The organism is Lactonifactor longoviformis (assembly GCF_042848515.1).
GTDB lineage: Bacteria > Bacillota > Clostridia > Lachnospirales > Lachnospiraceae > Lactonifactor > Lactonifactor longoviformis.
On the sequence record NZ_AP031453.1, the window covers coordinates 2177667 to 2194596 of the forward strand.

A 16930-nucleotide genomic window follows, 5' to 3' on the forward strand; every position below is an offset into this window, starting at 1 on the left:
GGATGAAGAGTGTACAACTCTCGACCTTCCCCGCCCGTTTTCCGTGAATGTGAAGTGAGTCTCTGCCAGGTCAAGGGAGGAGGTCTTGGGGCCAGGGGTACTGGGTGGATCTGCGCAGACTGCGGAGTGCGTCCGAAGATCCACTGCCGGCGGTCACTTAGGAGCGAAGGCTTTCCTGAGCTTCTTAGTGAACGGCCAGGCAGTTAGCTGAGGAGAAACGCAGCAGCAAGCAGATCCACCCAGTACCCCTGGCCCCAAGACCTCCTCCCTTGACCGTCCGTCAGCAACGCTCTGCTCGCCGACTACATAACCTCGAACTTCACATACACAAAACTATAATTTATGCCTTTCCTTCTCCCCCAAATAATTCATGATCCGATAAGAGATAAACACATTCGATATTTCAGCAATATTGGAGAAATCAATGGGCACCAGTTCTTGTATCTTATCCATCCGGTACCGCACGGTATTCCTGTGTATAAATAAATCTGCAGCAGTTTTCTGCATATTTCCGTCATTAATAATGTACTGGTAAAGTGTATCAAAAAGGTTATTGTTGTGGGCTTTATCATACTCCTTCAGTGTGAGAAGATAAGGGTGGCACAGACTGTCACTGTCCAGGGGATAATCTGCCATTTCCAGGAATTCGAAATACTGTACCCTGGAATAGTAAATGATATATTCGCCCGGACAGGCACAGCGGCCCAGGGTGATGGCTTTCAGAGACTGCTGGTAGAATTTATAGAAATCCTCTATCCTCCGGAAGCACCGGCTGATGCCTACATAAATGTGATTTGTGTATAAAAATTCCTGAATTTTGCTGAGCTGTTCCTCTAATTTATCCCCGTCGCAGACAGCAATAAAATGTTCGCGGTAATAGACTGCGGGAAAACGGTGAAACAGGTAGCTGCAGTTATCCCGGATATCATCCAGAGAACAGTCACTGCTGTTAAAGTTTCCCGGATTCATGGACAGGACGTACATCCGGGAGGGGAAGGTAAGCTTCCCCAGTTCCAGATAGGACAGAATCTCCTCTCCGGACAGATGCTTTCTTTCAATTAAATCCAGGAGCAGGTTTTCGTAGTACACAGACTGGGGGCGCTGATGGGTGGGCCTCTGATACTCCGACAATTTCATGCTGTACAGGGCGGCAACCTTTTCCAAAATGGTATAATCTTCCGGACGGATGTCTCTTTTGCATCCCATCATGATTACATTTCCGATGGGAATATCTTTATTCTTCAATTTAGATACCAGCTTTTTATTTTGGCTTTCTTCGCACCAAACCTCATATGTATTCTCTTTGCGCTTTCCTTCTTTTACACAGGGAAGCGTATTTACTTTTACGATGAATTCGTAGGGACAGAATCCATTTTTAATATGATCCAGCCAGAAAGAATCTGCGATCTCCAGGATATTAGAGTGCCCGATAATTTGGTAGCTGACATTAATGACTATAATAGGATTTAGCAGCAGATCCGCGGTCAGCTGGATTAAGGCCTGGAGGCTTTCACCATTTACGTAGGCTTCAAACAGTCTGGCATAGATATGGTCCCGGGAGGGAATCTGTGTGAGTTCCATAGGCAGTCTCCTCATTATGATTATGCACAGTGCACCATTGGTGTAGGTATTTTTGGCACTGGTTAACATAGGAATTTGTTGATATATTGACTATAATTCAACTATAACACAGAGAAATTGATAAGGCAATGAGGGGAAAGAGAGAATATCGTCAGAAAGGATGGGTGCGGCAATGAAGTATCAGAGATTATTTGAGAGGGGACAGATTGGGTGCCTGGAGACAAAGAACCGGATTGTGATGCCGGCAATGGGCACCAATCTTCCCGGATGCAATGGTGAGGTTAATGAGGAAATTATCCGTTACTATGAAGAGCGGGCGGAGGGCGGCTGTGGTCTGATTATCACAGAGATTACCAGAGTGGATGATGAGACTGGGATCGGCACACCCTGTCAGCTGTGTGCAAACCATATCCGTTATATCCCCGGTCTGGAGCGTCTGGCCAGGCGGATTCACAGATATGACACCAGGATTTTTCTTCAGCTGCATCACCCCGGAAGAGAAAACCGCTCCAAATTTATAGACGGAAGGCAGATTGCAGGTCCAAGCCCGATTATGAGCAGCGCCATCGGGGAGATGCCAAGAGAGATGACCACAGAAGAAGTGGAGGGAATGGTAAAAAAATTCATTATAGGGGCGAATATCGCTAAGGCGGCTGGCATGGATGGGGTGGAGATTCACGCTGCCCATGGATATCTGGTAGGATCTTTTTTGAGCCCCCAAAGTAATATCCGAACAGATAAATACGGGGGAAGCTTTGACAACCGATTCCGTTTTCTGGCAGAGATTGTCGGGGGTATTAAAGCCTCCTGCGGAAAAAAGTTTCCTGTGTCTGTGAGAATCGACGGAGATGAATTTGTGCCGGGCGGATTTGGGCTTGAGGATGCGGTAAAGACAGCGGCAGCTCTGGAACAGCTGGGGGTTGATGTCATCAACGTGAGCGCAGGGACTTATGAAACGGTTAATACTATTATTGAGCCCACATCTTATCCTCAGGGATGGAAAAAGCACCTGGCAGCAGCCGTGAAAAAGGCCGTACATATACCAGTGATTGCCTGTGACGTGATCAGAAAACCTGATTTTGCGGAGCAGCTTCTGGAGGAAGGTATTCAGGATTTTGTGGCTTTGGGAAGAGCACAGCTGGCTGATCCTCAGTGGGGAAATAAAGCCAGGGAGGGTAAAGAGGAAGAAATTCGTCCCTGCATTTCCTGTCTGTACTGTATTGAAGATGTACTGAACGGAAAAATGATCAAGTGTGCTGTGAATGCCAGGTGTGGCCGTGAGACTGAGCTGACCGGGCTTTCAAAGGACGGAGCGGGCAGACGGGTCGTTATTCTTGGTGGAGGACCGGCTGGCATGGAAGCAGCCAGAGTTCTGGCTATACGTGGATTTATACCCGTGCTCTTTGAAAAACAGCCGGTATTAGGAGGAAGCGCACGGCTGGCGGCAGTTCCCCCGTTAAAAGAAAAAATCAGCTGGTACCTGGAGTATCTGGAGCACGAGATCAGGACCCTGGGTGCAGAGATTCACCTGGAGCGGGAGCCGGATGTGGAGGAGATTAAGGCCTTGGAGCCCTATGCTGTATTTTCCGCAGTTGGGGGCACAAATATCATACCTCCGCTTCCGGGAATTCAGGGAGAGAATGTATGTACAGTAACTGATATTTTGAGAAAGAAGGTAACAGTAACAGAAAAAAATGTGGTGATGGTGGGAAGCGGTATGACAGGACTGGAAACAGCAGAGTTCCTGGCAGAGCAGAAAAACAAGGTGACAGTAATAGAGATGCTTCCCAATATCGGGCCCGGCATGTACACACCTAACCTTATTGATATTGTTACCAGGCTGAAAAAATATGGGGTGACATTGATCCCATCCTGCAAACTCTGTGAAGTGACCAAGGCCGGTGTAAGGGCAGAGAACATGAAGGACCATGCCGCTGTAGAGATACCGGCGGATCAGATCGTACTTTCCCTGGGAGTAAAAAATGATCCTACGTTCAGCAGAGTACTCAGAGAGAATTTTGAGCGGGTTTGTATCCTGGGAGACGCGTCAAAGGTAGGGCGGATCGCGCAGGCCGTACAGGCAGGTTATGAGGCAGCCAGTGATTTGAGATAATGAGGTGATTAAAGGAGGTAATTGTATGGGTAGCTTTATTAAAACGATGGAACAGTTACAGCAGACAGCTGGGGGGAAAACCATATTTTTTGATGCCCGGATGCTGACCGTATATTGGGAGACAAAACCGGAAATTATTGAAAAAATTTTGCCGAAATGTCTGAAACCAGGGCCGGTGCCTCTGGTAAACGCATTTATTGCAGACTATCCCAGAACCAGTTTCTGCCCTCCATATAAAGAGGCCGGTATCTTTGTGCTGGCGGAAAAAGACGGAGTACTGGGAAACTACTGCCTGGATATGCCTATAACCGACGGTATGGCTATGGCTATGGGGCGGGAAATCTGCGGACTGCCAAAAAAACCTGCGGATATCCAGATGAACTGTGAGGGAAAAAGTCTGACTGGCAGCATTGCCAGAAACGGCATTGAATTCTTTCACATTGATGCAGAGATTACCGGGAAAATGAATGCGGAGGAAGGAAGAGATGTGGTGGACACCCAGATTGGTGACGGTGTTCCTATGTATAACATTAAGTACTCCAAGGCAGTGGACGGCAGTGGATTTGACCTTCCACCAACCCTTGTACGGCAGAGGCTGGTCTATAACAATAAGGAAAAAGACATGGCAGTATGCCAGATGGCGCTTACAGATTCCCCTCATGACCCGTGGGCTGAGCTTGAGGTGGTTAAGATGCTCGGAGGAATCTTTACGGTGGGTGACAATGTGCTGGAATCCGGTGAAAATCTGGGACAGATAAATCCTATGGAATTCCTGCCGTATTCCTACATCCGCTGGGACTGGTGGCTGAAATAAAAAGAGGAGGTTTAATTATATGAGATTAGAGGGAAAGGTAGCAGTAATCACAGGATCAACCAAGGGAATCGGAAGGGCAGCTGCCAGGCTCTTTGCGGAGGAAGGCGCAAAGGTAGTGGTAGTGGGAACCAGCGAAGAGGCCGGGAACTCCTGTGTGGAAGAAATTAAGGCAGCAGGCCATGAGGCCTTTTATCAGAAAACAAATGTGGCCTCTGAGGAGGAGCTTGACAGACTGGTGAAGGCATGCCTTGAAACCTATGGCCGGATTGACATTCTGGTGAATAATGCGGGTGTGGGCGGAAGTCTGGCGAACATGGATGACATTACCTATGAGGAGTGGAATAAGGTTCTGGCGGTTAATCTCACAGCACCCTTCTCCCTGTGCAAAAGGGTAATTCCTATTATGGAAAAACAGGGAGGAGGAAATATTGTGAATGTTGCTTCCATGGCATCCACCGCAGCAGGAAGAGGAGGTCTTGCTTATACCACAGCAAAGCACGGGCTTCTTGGACTGACCAGGCAGATGGCAATGGATCATGGCCCCAAAGGGGTCCGCATCAACGCAGTGCTTCCGGGACCCATTGATACGCAGATGATCGCCCGAATTCTTCAGATGCCTCAGCATCCTGTATCCATGAAAATTAAAATGGATCCAGCAGGACGTCCGGGACAGCCGGAGGAAGTGGCAAAAGCAATTCTCTTTCTGGCCAGTGACGAATCTTCCTTTATCTATGGTACAGGGCTTGCAGTGGATGGGGGATACACCATTTTTTAACCAGCAGGGAAAAAGAAAAACAGATCTAGCCGGCATTGGGAAATTTCCCGGCGCCGGCTAGATCTGTTTTCTGTCTTTTGAGATTCCGAAGCCAAAGAACCGGCTTATTCTTCTATAAATTCTATGGAAGCATCCTTCTTTAAAGCCAGCTGCTGTTCTGCCTCGATACATTTCGTAATTCCGGCCAGTATGGGACATCCGGCGTGAACGGGAAAATTAGTTTTCGCATACTCAAAGAAGGGACCCTCCCCCGGTTTTACAAGACAGACCTCATAGGCGTCAAAGGTATCGCCCAGCACCTCCATCATTTTTTTGACACTTGGACAGCCGCTTTTTACTTTTACGGTTACCTCGGTTTCTTCTTCGTCAGAACACTCGGCGATTACAGTGGTTACAAAATTACAGATTCCAGGTTTGATTCTTACTTTCGTCATAGCTTATCCTCCCAAATATACATCATACTGCGGGACCCTCCTGTATTTATTCTTAAGGCGGGGCACGGCGTTCGCCGTATTTCTTCTCCCTTATGCACATCATACACCTAAAAACGCTCAGAAGCAATCAGAGTCTTGGCTGAGAGACAGTCCTTGTACCATGTACTTTTCAAGGCATGTTGCAGGGCTTGAAGTGAAAAGGAAATCTTAAATAATTATAATAAGAAAATAAAAAGTGTAGATATAAGAACTAAAATCAAATATAATAGGGATTGACAAAATAACAAACATGAATATATAGTATGATACCAGGATCAAAAGGTCGAAATGCCGTTCATGCTTGCATGATAAGGCATTTGAACATTGGATCCGCCAAGCATGAGGAAGCAGCGATTTATGCGGTAAATCAGCGGATTCCGAATGTTTGCAGGATTGTGGGAGTTGCGAAGCAACGGAACAATCCGTGGGCATCAGTTGGGGGCAAAATACCTTTTGCCCCCAACATCATAGTATTTTATCAAGATTCAGAGGAGAACGTTATGATAAAATTAGTGGCCACCGATATTGACGGAACACTTCTGGACGAGGGGACAGACAGATTGAATCCGGAATTGTTTGATATAGTCAGAGATTTAAAAGAAAAAGGAATTATATTTGCAGCAGCCAGCGGACGGCAGTATGCCAGCATCCGAAGACTCTTTGATCCTGTTGCTCATGATATGATTTTTATTGCGGAGAACGGAGCGTATGTTGTGTGCCGGGATGTGGATATGCTGGAAGTGATGATGGACAGAACCAAAGCGGCAGAACTGGTGCAGGAGATCCGCAGGATGAAGGGATGTGAGGTCGCTGTTGCAGCAAAAGATGCCATGTATATCGAACGGGCAGATACAGGCCTTTATGATCTGCTGGTAAATGGGTACCACAATCAGGTAAAGGTGGTTGAGGATGTTTTAAAAGAGGATATCCCCATGATTAAGGTATCTATTTACTGCAGAGACGGCGTGGACGGTATAAGTCAGGGAGTGAAATCCCGGTGGGAAGGCACCTTCCGCACCATGCTGGCCGGCCGGATCTGGATTGACTTCGCAGACTACAGTGCAGACAAGGGGAAGGCGATACAGAGTATTCAGAAATCACTTCTGATAGACCGCTCGGAAACTATGGCGTTTGGTGACAATGGAAACGATTTGGGAATGCTGGCAAATGCAGAAGAAAGCTATGCCATCGGAAACGCCAGGGAAGAAGTAAAAAAGGCAGCGAAACACATTGCGGACACCAGCAGAAATGATGGGGTATTAAAAGTATTAAGAAAACTGGTGAAGACAGATGGAAATTAAATGGAACGGGGAGTTCGCATATGAGGTCACAGGAGACGGCGTAAAAATTTTACGCTGTTTTTCCTTTGGAGAATATGCGGGGATTCCCGGGGAGATAGAAGGAAAACCTGTAGCGGAGCTTGCTTCCTATGCATTTTCTGAGCATATGGATGGAACAATAAAGGAAAAGATAGATGCCGCAAGGAGTGCTGACCGGCTAAGTCCCCCTCAGGCACTCTGCGGAGTGCGGCTGAAGGAGATTTCTCTCCCGGAAACACTGGAGAGAATCGGTCGTTATACTTTTTACAACTGCAGCAGTCTGGAAAGCATTCGGTTTTACAGCAGGACGAGGGACATAGGGGCTGGTGCCTTTACCGGGTGTCACCGGGTAAGAACTCTGGACTTTACCGTATGTGGCCAGGACGCGGCAGGGCTGAAGGAACTGTTGACTGAGCTGACGGAAGTCCTGTGTGTCTGCTATCACGGGGAGGAGGATGCCTGTCTGTGGTTTCCGGAATATTACGAGGAGGGGGTGGAGAATACACCTGCCCGTATTCTGGAGACACATGTGCACGGCACGGGACTTCATTACCGCAATTGTTTTTTGGAGAAGGAGTTCCAGTTTGAAGAATATGATTCCCTGTTTTATCTGGCAAAAGCCCAGGAGAATATCCAGCTGGCGGCCCGGATTGCTTTGGGAAGGCTTCTGTACCCCTTAAGGCTGACAAAGGAGGCAGAAGAAAGGTATATAGAATATCTGAGAGAGAATGCCGGTAGCGTAGGGTGCTCTCTTATAGAGAATAAAGAGCTGAATCAGCTGGAATTTCTGGTTAAGAACTGTCTCCCTGGGGGTCAAAAAGGCAGAGAGACGTTGCATACTCTGACAGAGAAGGCAGGAGCCGATGGGTATGCCCAGGCCGGCAGCTTTCTTTTAGATTTCAGCCATACCATGTATCCCTCCGTGAGAAGGCGTTTTGTGTTATAGTAGAAGAAAAAAGGAGACCTTATGAATGCGCTGCAGAAACAGGAAGAACGACAAGTAAAGGAACAAGAACTTGGAAAAGAGATCCTCAGAAATGCCAGGAATGAGCTGTATCTGGGCATGCGGTTTCTGGATGTGGCTCTGTCCTCCCTTGCCTTCACCCCTGAGGAGGAGGTAGATGGGGTAGGCTGCGACGGAAGATGCCTGTTTTTTCACCCCCAAGCTCTTTTGGAAAGATACAAAGAGGGAAGGGTCTGGGTGAACCGGGCCTATCTTCATATGATTTTTCACTGCCTGTTTCGCCACATCTGGGGAAGCAAGGAACGGGAGGTCCGAAGATGGCATCTCGCCTGTGACATAGCTGCAGAATATGCCATTGACGGATTTCTGCAGAAAAGTATACGGCGCAGACAAGATATGCTGAGGAAGAAAGTATACCAAATCTGTCAGAGCCGGCTGAAGGTAGTGACTGCCCAGGGAATCTACAAAATACTGGAGGACATGTTTCCCGGGGAGGATGGAATGGCCCGCCTTGCCCACTGGGAAGCTGAATTCTACGCAGACGACCACAGCAAGTGGAAGCAAAACCAAAAGGACCCCAGACAGCAGCAGATGCAGCAGCGGTGGGATGACATCAGAGACAGGATGCAGACAGAGATGGAGACATTCTCCAAGGAGGCATCGGAGGATTCTAAAAGTCTGGCAGAGCAGGTGCAGGCTGAAAACCGTCAGAGATACGATTATAAAGACTTTCTCAGAAAATTCTCTGTGATGAGGGAGGAAATCAGGGTGGATATGGATACCTTTGATTACATTTTTTACCACTATGGGATGTCCCTTTACGGGAATATGCCTCTCATAGAGCCGCAGGAGACAAAGGAGATAAAAAAGATACAGGATTTTGTGATTGTAATCGACACTTCTATGTCCTGCAAGGGAGAGCTTGTGAAGAAATTTCTGGAGGAGACTTACTCTGTGCTCAGCGGGACAGAGAGCTTCTTTCAGAAGGCAAAGATTCATATTATCCAGTGTGATGACCGGATTCAGCAGGATAAGGTAATCACAAACAGGGAAGAGCTGGAAGAATATATGAGCCATTTTCAGATCATTGGGCAGGGGGGAACGGATTTCAGGCCGGCCTTTGCCTATGTGAATACACTGGTGGAACAAGGAACGTTTGAAAAGCTGAAAGGCCTGATTTATTTTACGGACGGTTATGGTACCTATCCTGCGGCCATGCCTTTGTATGAAACTGCCTTTGTCTTTCTGAAAGAGGACTTTCAGGATGTGGATGTGCCTCCCTGGGCCATCAAGCTGATACTGGAACCGGAGGATCTGGAGAACCCAAGGATAGAAGTGGATTGAGAAATAAAAGGAGATATACATGAATATCAAAAGGGCAAAAGAAGAAATCAAGAATTCTATTGAGGCTTATCTGCTGAAGGATGAGGAAGGGGAATATGTTATCCCGGAAATCCGGCAAAGACCTGTGCTTCTCCTGGGTGCCCCGGGCATCGGAAAGACGCAGATTATGGAGCAAATTGCGAAGGAGTGCCGGATTGGACTGGTTTCTTACACCATCACCCATCATACCAGGCAAAGTGCTGTCGGCCTTCCTTTTATCTCCGAGAAGGAGTTTGACGGCAGGCCGTATTCTGTGACAGAGTATACCATGAGTGAAATTGTGGCATCTGTCTACGAGAAAATCGAAGAGACAGGGCGAAAAGAGGGAATTCTTTTCATCGACGAGATCAACTGTGTGTCTGAAACACTGGCTCCTGCCATGCTCCAGTTCCTCCAGTGCAAAACATTCGGAAATCATGCCATCCCCAGGGGCTGGCTGATAGTTGCAGCGGGGAATCCTCCGGAGTATAACAAATCCGTAAGGGAGTTTGATGTGGTAACTATGGACCGGGTAAAAAAGATCCAGGTTGAGCCAGAATATCAGGCCTGGAAGGAGTACGCTTACAGAGAAAATATACATGGGGCCGTGATTTCCTATCTGAATACAAAACCAGGGAATTTTTATCAGATGGAGACAACAGTGGACGGAAAGATTTTTGCCACCCCCAGAGGCTGGGAGGATCTATCCAGGCTGATAGCAGTCTATGAGACACTGAAGAAAAAAGTGGATCGGGAAGTTGTCATTCAATACATTCAGCATCCCAGGATAGCTAAAGACTTCGCTAATTATCTGGAACTGTACTATATGTATCAGGCGGATTACCAGGTGGAGCAGGTGCTGCAGGGGAAGATTGACAGCCTGCTCCTAAAGAAACTGTCCCATGCATCCTTTGATGAGCGTCTCAGTGTGATCGGTCTGTTTTTGGAACGCCTGAGTACCTCTTTCAGGAAGGAACAGGAGATGGAGGCTTATGTAGAGCGGCTTTACCAGCAGCTGAAGAGAATAAAAAAGCATCTGGAGGAAAATATTGCACAGGAAGAAGCTGCAGCTGCACCAGAGGAGGTTCTTACACAGGGGATCTCCCTGTTAGAACAGGAATTGGAAAACAAGAAGAAAGCAGAGATTCTGGGGAGGGAAGAGAAGAAGACATTGGTATGGACAATCAATACACTGGAAGCTTACCGGTCAGTTCTTCGCACTGAGAAGGCCGGGGATCCGGAGACAGCAGTTGAGCGGCTTCAGGAATTGTTTCTTGAGGAAACGGAAAAGCTGGAAGCCTTCCAGAAAAAGTCAGAGGACAGACTGGAGCATGTCTTTGACTTTATGGAGGCGGCCTTCGGAGAGAGCCAGGAGATGGTAATCTTTATGACAGAACTGAACGCCAATGTTTACAGTGTGAAATTCCTTCAGGAATATGAGTGTGAGAGATATTACAGGTATAATAAGCAGCTGTTGTTTGAGGAAGCTAACAGAGATCTTCTTGAGAGGATTAACAGTATATGAATAGAAGAGATGAAGCAAGACAGGTAAAATTGATAGCCATGGACATTGACGGAACGCTGTTGAATTCTCATAAACAGGTGATGCCAAAAACAAAGGAGATTCTGGAAAAGGCAGCAGCTCAGGGGATTCATATAGTGGCAGCCACCGGAAGAGCTTTTACTGCACTTCCCACGGCAGTGAGTAAATGGGGGATCATGGAGTATGTGATTACCTCCAACGGCAGCAGTTTGTTTTCCCTGAAGGATCAGATGCGCGTCTACGGGCGCGATATGGAGCGCCGCACGGTGGAGGAATTGACTGAACTTTTATTCTCCTGTCCGTGTCCGGTGGAGGTGTTTATGGAAGGACAGGCATACGCTTCCAGATCCTACGTGGAAAACCCCGGGGCATACCGTGTGTCCCCGGAAAGCGCGGCCTATGTGCAGAAAACCAGGAAGCCTGTCAAAGATATAAAAGGATTTATAAGAGAGAACCTTGGAAGGATAGAGGGAATGGATTTGGTAGTTTCGGATCCAGAGCTGAAAAGGGAACTGCGGAGCCGGGCGGAACAGATTCCGGACCTCTATGTAACTTCTTCCCTGGACCGGTATCTGGAATTCGGACCGGCAGGGGCAGGAAAGGGCAGAACTCTGGAGGAGCTTCTTTTAAGGCTGGGGCTGAAAAAAGAGCATATGATTGCGTTTGGAGACGGTGAGAATGACAGGGAAATGCTTGAGGCAGCCGGCCTGGGAGTTGCCATGGCCAATGGGAACCCTGTGCTAAAGGCGGTGGCTGATACCGTGACGGCATCCAACGATGAAGAAGGAATCTGGGAAATCTTAAAAGAGTATCTATAAAAACTGCAGGTTTTTGTTATAATGAAGATATGCGGGTGATACGGGAGCGTGCAGCCCGGTTTCCAATTACGGATAAAGGGATTACAAGGGGGGCTTTTGTCATGACAAAAGAGGAAGAGGCAATACATAATAAGGAGTATGCTTACAGATGCATACCCCACAGCGCGGCCTGTGACCGTGAAGGCAGACTGTACTGCAGAGCTGCCAATGCAGTGTTAGAGAATCCGGTATACTGCAGCTATTGTCCCTGTTTTACTGGGAGAGACGGGAACGGACAGCCTGTCTGCCGATATTATGATTTCCCGTGGCAGGAGAGGACAGACTGCCGTACACCCAATCAGTGGAAAAAGTATGCGGACGGTCTGATAGGTGCCGGTCTGGTGCCGGTGTTTCCTGATTATATTTTAAAGAGGGAAAAGACAGAGGAGTCCATAGAACAGGCGCTGCAGTTTGCAGCAGAGGCCCACAAAAGGCAGGTTCGGAAGGGGACCGGCATTCCATATATTGTGCATCCCATGGAGGTTCTTTCAATCTTAAGAGGGATGACAGAGGATCCGGATATTCTTATGGCAGGGGTACTCCACGACGTTCTGGAAGATACCCCCAGCGGGGAGCTAGAACTGGAACAGAGGTTCGGGCAGAGGGTGCTGAAACTGGTGAAGAAAGAGACCGAAGATAAGAGACGGCATCTTCCGGCAAAAGATTCCTGGAAAATCAGAAAAATGGAGATGATCAGCCAGATTAAGAAAGAACCCGCGGAGTTAAAAAAAATAGTACTTGCGGATAAGCTGTCCAATATGAGGGCCACCAAAAGGGGCTATGACAAAGAAGGCGAAGCTATATGGCAGAGGTTTAATGTCACGGATCCAGGGATGCATCGGTGGTATTATACGACAATTGGCGAAATCCTGTCAGAGTTGGAGGATACGCAGGCTTATCAGGAATACATGTATCTGTGCAGGGTGATTTTCGGGCATGAACAGTCAGAAGGATAGAAGGGCCGGATAGGAACAAGGGAATGAATCCATTGGAAGGGGTAGAAAATGAGAGGGGTCTGCTATGAACTATGACATCCTGTACAGCGGAAGAAAGACGCTGTGCATACAAATTACAGAGAAGGCAGAACTGCTGGTGAGGGCACCCTATGGGTGCCCGAAGAAAATAATAGAAGAATTTGTGGCTGCCAAAGAACCTTGGATTCAAAAGAAAATTGCCGGGAGAAGGGCAGAACTTAAGAAAAAGGCGGTCCCACCCTACTCCCCCAAGGAAAAGCAGCACCTGATTGAGATGGCGGGGAAAAAGATTGGAGATAAGGTGCGGGTCTACTCCAAAATCATGGGGGTTACCTTTACACGGATTACCATTCGGGAACAGAAAACCCGCTGGGGAAGCTGCAGTGCAAAAGGCAGCCTGAATTTTAACTGGCGGCTGATTCTGGCCCCCGAAAAGGTGCTGGATTATGTGGTGATACACGAACTTGCCCACCGGAAGGAGATGAATCATTCCCCTGGGTTTTATCAGGTTGTGGAGGATGCCATGCCGGACTACAGAATATATCAGAGGTGGCTGAAAGAGCATGGAAGGGAACTGTGGGAAAGATCATAAGGAGGTTCGTATGGAAGAGTATTTAATAGAAGATATGGCTGCTGAGGCAGGGTTTACAAAGGCTAAAGTGATAAAAGCGGAACAGCTGGTATTCAACGCCGATTTCCGGCGCTACTGTGAGGAGAACCTCTGCGGCAATTACGGGGACAATTATTCCTGCCCTCCGGACTGTGGTTCACCGGAACAGATGGAGGCCAGGGCCAGAGAATATGAAAATGCCCTGGTATTTCAGACTGTCTGTGAGGTGGAAGACATGAATTCCCAGGAAGAGCTGGCCCGTTTGAAAAAGGAACATAATAAGAGATCCAGAGCTTTTATCAGGAGACTGAAAGAGGCGGGACTTACCGGACTGCCTATGCTGGCTGGCCCCTGCGATCTGTGCCGGCCCTGCAGAAGAGAAAAAGGGGAGGAGTGTGCCTATCCGGAACAGATCAGCTCCTGCCTGTCTGCCTACTGTGTACAGGCGGATAAAATGGCAGAGGCATGTGATATGACATACTGGGGAAACGGCAGACAGATATCTTATTTCAGTCTGTTCTTATATCACTAGACAACAGGAAAGGAAGAGAGAATGGCAATTACTATTGTACAACGTCAGAAATTGCTGCAGCAGGTAGAGCGTGTACTCCATGTACCGGGTAACTTTACCAAGGAAATACTGGAGATGGCGCTGGTACTGGATTGCGCAATGGAAAAAGAAGAATTAGAGGATACCGTTATAGAGCTTGTAAAAACCCTGAAGGGCCACGGCCAAGTGTTCCGCAATGTGAGGCTGAATGTACTTTGGTGGAAGGCGGATGGAAGAGTGGAATCCACCGTGGCGGCTATGCCCCGTCTGATGATGTCAGCTTTTTACCAGGGATTTGAACCTGTGAAAGAGAAAAAGACTCTGGAAAAACTGGCGGGATATCTGAAAATGTATTATGCCAGGTCCAAACTTATCATAGTTGTGACGAACGGAGAATATGAAATCAGGGACCAGGACCAGGCCAAAAGGAACGGAGAGCCTTTTCTAAAGCGGAAGTTTCTGCTCTGGAGGAAACGAGAGGTATACAATTACAGAGAGACACTGCTCTTAGAATAAAAAAAGAGAAAGCTGTAGCAAAATACGGCTTTCTCTTTTTTAAATCTCTTCGTCCATCAGATTTATATTGTGCGGCTCTTTATAGGTTGAGAGAACGATATTAGTACTGGTTTCTCCGAATTTCTGAATCTTGTTCAGGAAGTTATCCAGATCCATGGTGCTCTTGAAAAGTACTTTCAGCAAAGCAAAATATTGTCCTGTAATCCCATGACACTCAATTACGTTGGGACAGGACTGCACATAAGAATAGAACTCATCTCTGGAGGCAGTTTCCACAGCCACACTGATAAAGGCTGTCACCATAAATCCCACAGCTTTATTGTCCAGATTGACAGAATAGCCCTTGATAATATTATCTTTTTCCATTTTCTCTATTCTTGTTTTGACAGCAGGGGAGGTGAGTCCCACAGCCTCAGAAATCTGTTTAAAAGAAGTTCTCCCATTCTGGCTTAATATTTTAAGTATTTCTTTATCTAATTTGTCCATGAATATTCCCCGCCTATGGTTTCCCTGCTTGACACATTCTGAAGCAGGGAATGATTTTCTGCATGTATATGATACCATAAGATACTCTGCTGTTGTTAGTATTATTTTAAGAAATTAACAAAATTTTCTTTTTTGTCTTCTTCAAAGGCAAAGCATTAATTCGCGGTTGACAAAGCAACTAATTTCTGCTAAGATTTCCCTAATGGAATTACTAAAACATACTATTTAGGCGATAAAACTTTATATAATAAATATTTTTTCTGAATGTACTTTATTTTATAAAGAACACACTGTAAGAAAACCAGAATTAACCGGTGAATACAGCAGCCTAGAGGAATGAGTGCAAGGTAATTTACAAAAGATTATGGAGGCAATGGTATGAAAAAAAGAATTAGTTTGCTGTCAGCCCTGATATTGTCAGCGGCGCTTGTGCTGTCAGGATGTTCAGATGCCCCTGCGGAGTACGGTGATTCCAAAGGGAGCGGGGAATCGGATACCTCGGAGGCTGCTTCATCAGGTGTGCAGGATACGTCTAAAGAGACAGATGGGGATCAGTTGATTGTGGCCATTCAGTCTGACCCCAGCGGACTGGATCCCCATATGGTGACCGATAAGGCGGCTGGGATCTGTATTGAGAACATGTACAATACGTTATTTACATATACGGAGGCTTATGGGGAGGTGGCGCCCTCTCTGGCCGAATCCTATGAGGTTTCTGAGGATGAGCTTGTGTATACCCTTCATCTTCAGGAGGGGGTTAAGTTTCACAGCGGGAATACTATGACCAGTGAGGACGTAAAATATTCTCTCGAGAGAATTATGAATGGGGGGGCACGGGCTTCCCAGTTTGACAAGGTTTCGTCCATCGAAACTCCGGACGAGAACACCGTTGTAATTACACTTTCCTCCCAGTACGCACCGTTTCTTACCTATCTTGCCAATTCATTAAATGCAATAGTGGAGAAGGCAGTGGTGGAGGAAAACGGAGGGAGCCTTGCCAATGCAGACGCAGGGTCAGGCCCATACAAACTGGAACAGTGGACAGAGGGCAGCAGTCTGAACCTGACAGCATTCCCTGAATACTGGGAGGAGGGGCTTCCAAAAGTAAACAGCCTTGTTTTAAAGACAATTGCAGATGCCACGGCACGCGCCACTGCCCTGAGAAACGGCGAGATTCATATGATTATCGATGCCATAGATCAGGAAATTGCAGTTTTAAAGGACGCAGAAGGGGTAACCATGGAATCTGTTCCGGGTACCTTCTGGGAATATGTGGGCATGAACTGTGAGTCAGAATATCTGAAGGATGTAAAAGTAAGACAGGCCGTTGCCAATGCAGTTGACAGGGATGCCATTAATACGGCTGTAAAAATGGGAAATGCCGAAGTACTGAAAGAGGCTAATATTCCATCCACACATGAGTACTACGGCGGTGATGAAGTTTATCCTGCAAGAGATTTGGAAAAGGCAAAAGCCCTGTTAAAAGAAGCCGGATATGAGGAGGGCGAGATAACATTAAAAATCACTGTCGGTTCTGACTGGCAGTATCAGGTAGATGCCGCGCAGATGGTGAAGCAGCAGCTGGCAGAGGCAGGCATTGAGTCAGAGATTTCCGCACTGGAGTCAGGGGTGTATTTTGACGGTCTGAATCAGGGAGACTTTGACCTGACAATTTGCGGTTGGTCAGGTTTTGTAGACGCTGACGAATATTTATATAACCTGTTTACCACAGGCGGTGCGTATAACCAGCAGAAGTACTCTAACCCTGCGGTAGACGAGCTGTTGGAACAGGGCCGTTCCACTCTGGACAAGGAAGAGAGAATGGCGATTTACAAAGAAGCACAGAAAGTAATTGCAGAAGATGCCCCCATGGCGTTTTTGTACATGAACAATTTTACCGTTGCCATGCGGGATAATGTTAAGGGTTATACGGTGCATCCAACCGCTACTACCATTTTCCTGAAGGACGTTTATTTTGAGTAAATTATGAAAT

The 16930-nt window shown here is 47.1% G+C and carries 16 protein-coding genes; 13 read left to right on the plus strand and 3 right to left on the minus strand.

Annotated elements, in window-relative coordinates; translation table 11 throughout:
* Window positions 1–333 precede the first annotated feature (333 nt).
* Window positions 334–1581, minus strand: a complete 1248-nt coding sequence (locus ACGHCT_RS09940) for a PucR family transcriptional regulator (protein WP_390439813.1) — start codon at window positions 1579–1581, stop codon at window positions 334–336.
* Window positions 1582–1753: 172 nt separating this feature from the next.
* Between ACGHCT_RS09940 and ACGHCT_RS09945 the strand changes: the two genes are divergently transcribed.
* The 3 genes from ACGHCT_RS09945 to ACGHCT_RS09955 are packed head-to-tail and all read left to right on the plus strand — an operon-like array spanning window position 1754 to window position 5283.
* Window positions 1754–3694: an FAD-dependent oxidoreductase gene (locus ACGHCT_RS09945; RefSeq protein WP_226903458.1), complete on the plus strand. Its 1941-nt coding sequence runs from the start codon at window positions 1754–1756 to the stop codon at window positions 3692–3694.
* Between the two features lie 25 nt (window positions 3695–3719).
* A complete protein-coding gene (locus tag ACGHCT_RS09950; RefSeq protein WP_154257927.1) occupies window positions 3720–4508 on the plus strand; it encodes an acetoacetate decarboxylase family protein in 789 nt (262 codons plus the stop codon).
* Window positions 4509–4527: 19 nt separating this feature from the next.
* Complete coding sequence (locus tag ACGHCT_RS09955) at window positions 4528–5283, plus strand: SDR family NAD(P)-dependent oxidoreductase (RefSeq protein WP_154257928.1); 756 nt, start codon at window positions 4528–4530, stop codon at window positions 5281–5283.
* 104 nt (window positions 5284–5387) lie between these two features.
* On the opposite strand, the gene ACGHCT_RS09960 is transcribed toward ACGHCT_RS09955, so the two are convergent.
* Window positions 5388–5717 (minus strand): DUF6951 family protein, encoded by a 330-nt coding sequence (locus tag ACGHCT_RS09960; RefSeq protein WP_154257929.1) that lies wholly within the window; start codon window positions 5715–5717, stop codon window positions 5388–5390.
* 539 nt (window positions 5718–6256) lie between these two features.
* On the opposite strand from ACGHCT_RS09960, the gene ACGHCT_RS09965 reads away from it, so the two are divergent.
* From ACGHCT_RS09965 to ACGHCT_RS10005, 9 genes are all read left to right on the plus strand, one after another.
* Complete coding sequence (locus ACGHCT_RS09965; RefSeq protein ID WP_256281801.1) at window positions 6257–7057, plus strand: Cof-type HAD-IIB family hydrolase; 801 nt, start codon at window positions 6257–6259, stop codon at window positions 7055–7057.
* The gene (locus ACGHCT_RS09970) at window positions 7047–8021 is read left to right on the plus strand and encodes a leucine-rich repeat domain-containing protein (protein WP_154257931.1); all 975 of its coding nucleotides are present in this window, start codon (window positions 7047–7049) and stop codon (window positions 8019–8021) included. The genes ACGHCT_RS09965 and ACGHCT_RS09970 overlap by 11 nt, the downstream gene beginning before the upstream one ends.
* Window positions 8022–8042: 21 nt before the next feature.
* Window positions 8043–9383, plus strand: coding sequence for a VWA-like domain-containing protein (locus ACGHCT_RS09975; protein ID WP_154257932.1), 1341 nt, complete (start codon window positions 8043–8045; stop codon window positions 9381–9383).
* Between the two features lie 19 nt (window positions 9384–9402).
* Window positions 9403–10926: an ATP-binding protein gene (locus ACGHCT_RS09980; protein ID WP_154257933.1), complete on the plus strand. Its 1524-nt coding sequence runs from the start codon at window positions 9403–9405 to the stop codon at window positions 10924–10926.
* Entirely contained in the window at window positions 10923–11762 is an 840-nt protein-coding gene (locus ACGHCT_RS09985; RefSeq protein WP_390439819.1) for a Cof-type HAD-IIB family hydrolase, read from the plus strand. Before ACGHCT_RS09980 ends, ACGHCT_RS09985 begins: the two co-directional genes overlap by 4 nt.
* Before the next feature lie 101 nt (window positions 11763–11863).
* A complete protein-coding gene (locus ACGHCT_RS09990) occupies window positions 11864–12757 on the plus strand; it encodes an HD domain-containing protein (RefSeq protein WP_154257935.1) in 894 nt (297 codons plus the stop codon).
* A 64-nt stretch (window positions 12758–12821) separates the two neighbouring features.
* Entirely contained in the window at window positions 12822–13367 is a 546-nt protein-coding gene (locus tag ACGHCT_RS09995; RefSeq protein WP_154257936.1) for a M48 family metallopeptidase, read from the plus strand.
* Window positions 13368–13377: 10 nt separating this feature from the next.
* Window positions 13378–13917 carry a DUF2284 domain-containing protein gene (locus tag ACGHCT_RS10000; protein WP_173015539.1) on the plus strand — a complete coding sequence of 180 codons (540 nt, stop codon included), beginning with the start codon at window positions 13378–13380 and terminating at the stop codon, window positions 13915–13917.
* Between the two features lie 21 nt (window positions 13918–13938).
* On the plus strand, window positions 13939–14451 hold the full coding sequence (locus ACGHCT_RS10005) for a hypothetical protein (RefSeq protein WP_154257938.1): 513 nt from the start codon (window positions 13939–13941) through the stop codon (window positions 14449–14451).
* A 39-nt stretch (window positions 14452–14490) separates the two neighbouring features.
* On the opposite strand, the gene ACGHCT_RS10010 is transcribed toward ACGHCT_RS10005, so the two are convergent.
* Window positions 14491–14937 (minus strand): Lrp/AsnC family transcriptional regulator, encoded by a 447-nt coding sequence (locus ACGHCT_RS10010; RefSeq protein ID WP_154257939.1) that lies wholly within the window; start codon window positions 14935–14937, stop codon window positions 14491–14493.
* 378 nt (window positions 14938–15315) lie between these two features.
* Here ACGHCT_RS10010 and ACGHCT_RS10015 point away from each other — a divergent pair, with 378 nt between their 5' ends.
* Window positions 15316–16920 (plus strand): ABC transporter substrate-binding protein, encoded by a 1605-nt coding sequence (locus tag ACGHCT_RS10015; RefSeq protein ID WP_154257940.1) that lies wholly within the window; start codon window positions 15316–15318, stop codon window positions 16918–16920.
* Window positions 16921–16930: the final 10 nt, after the last annotated feature.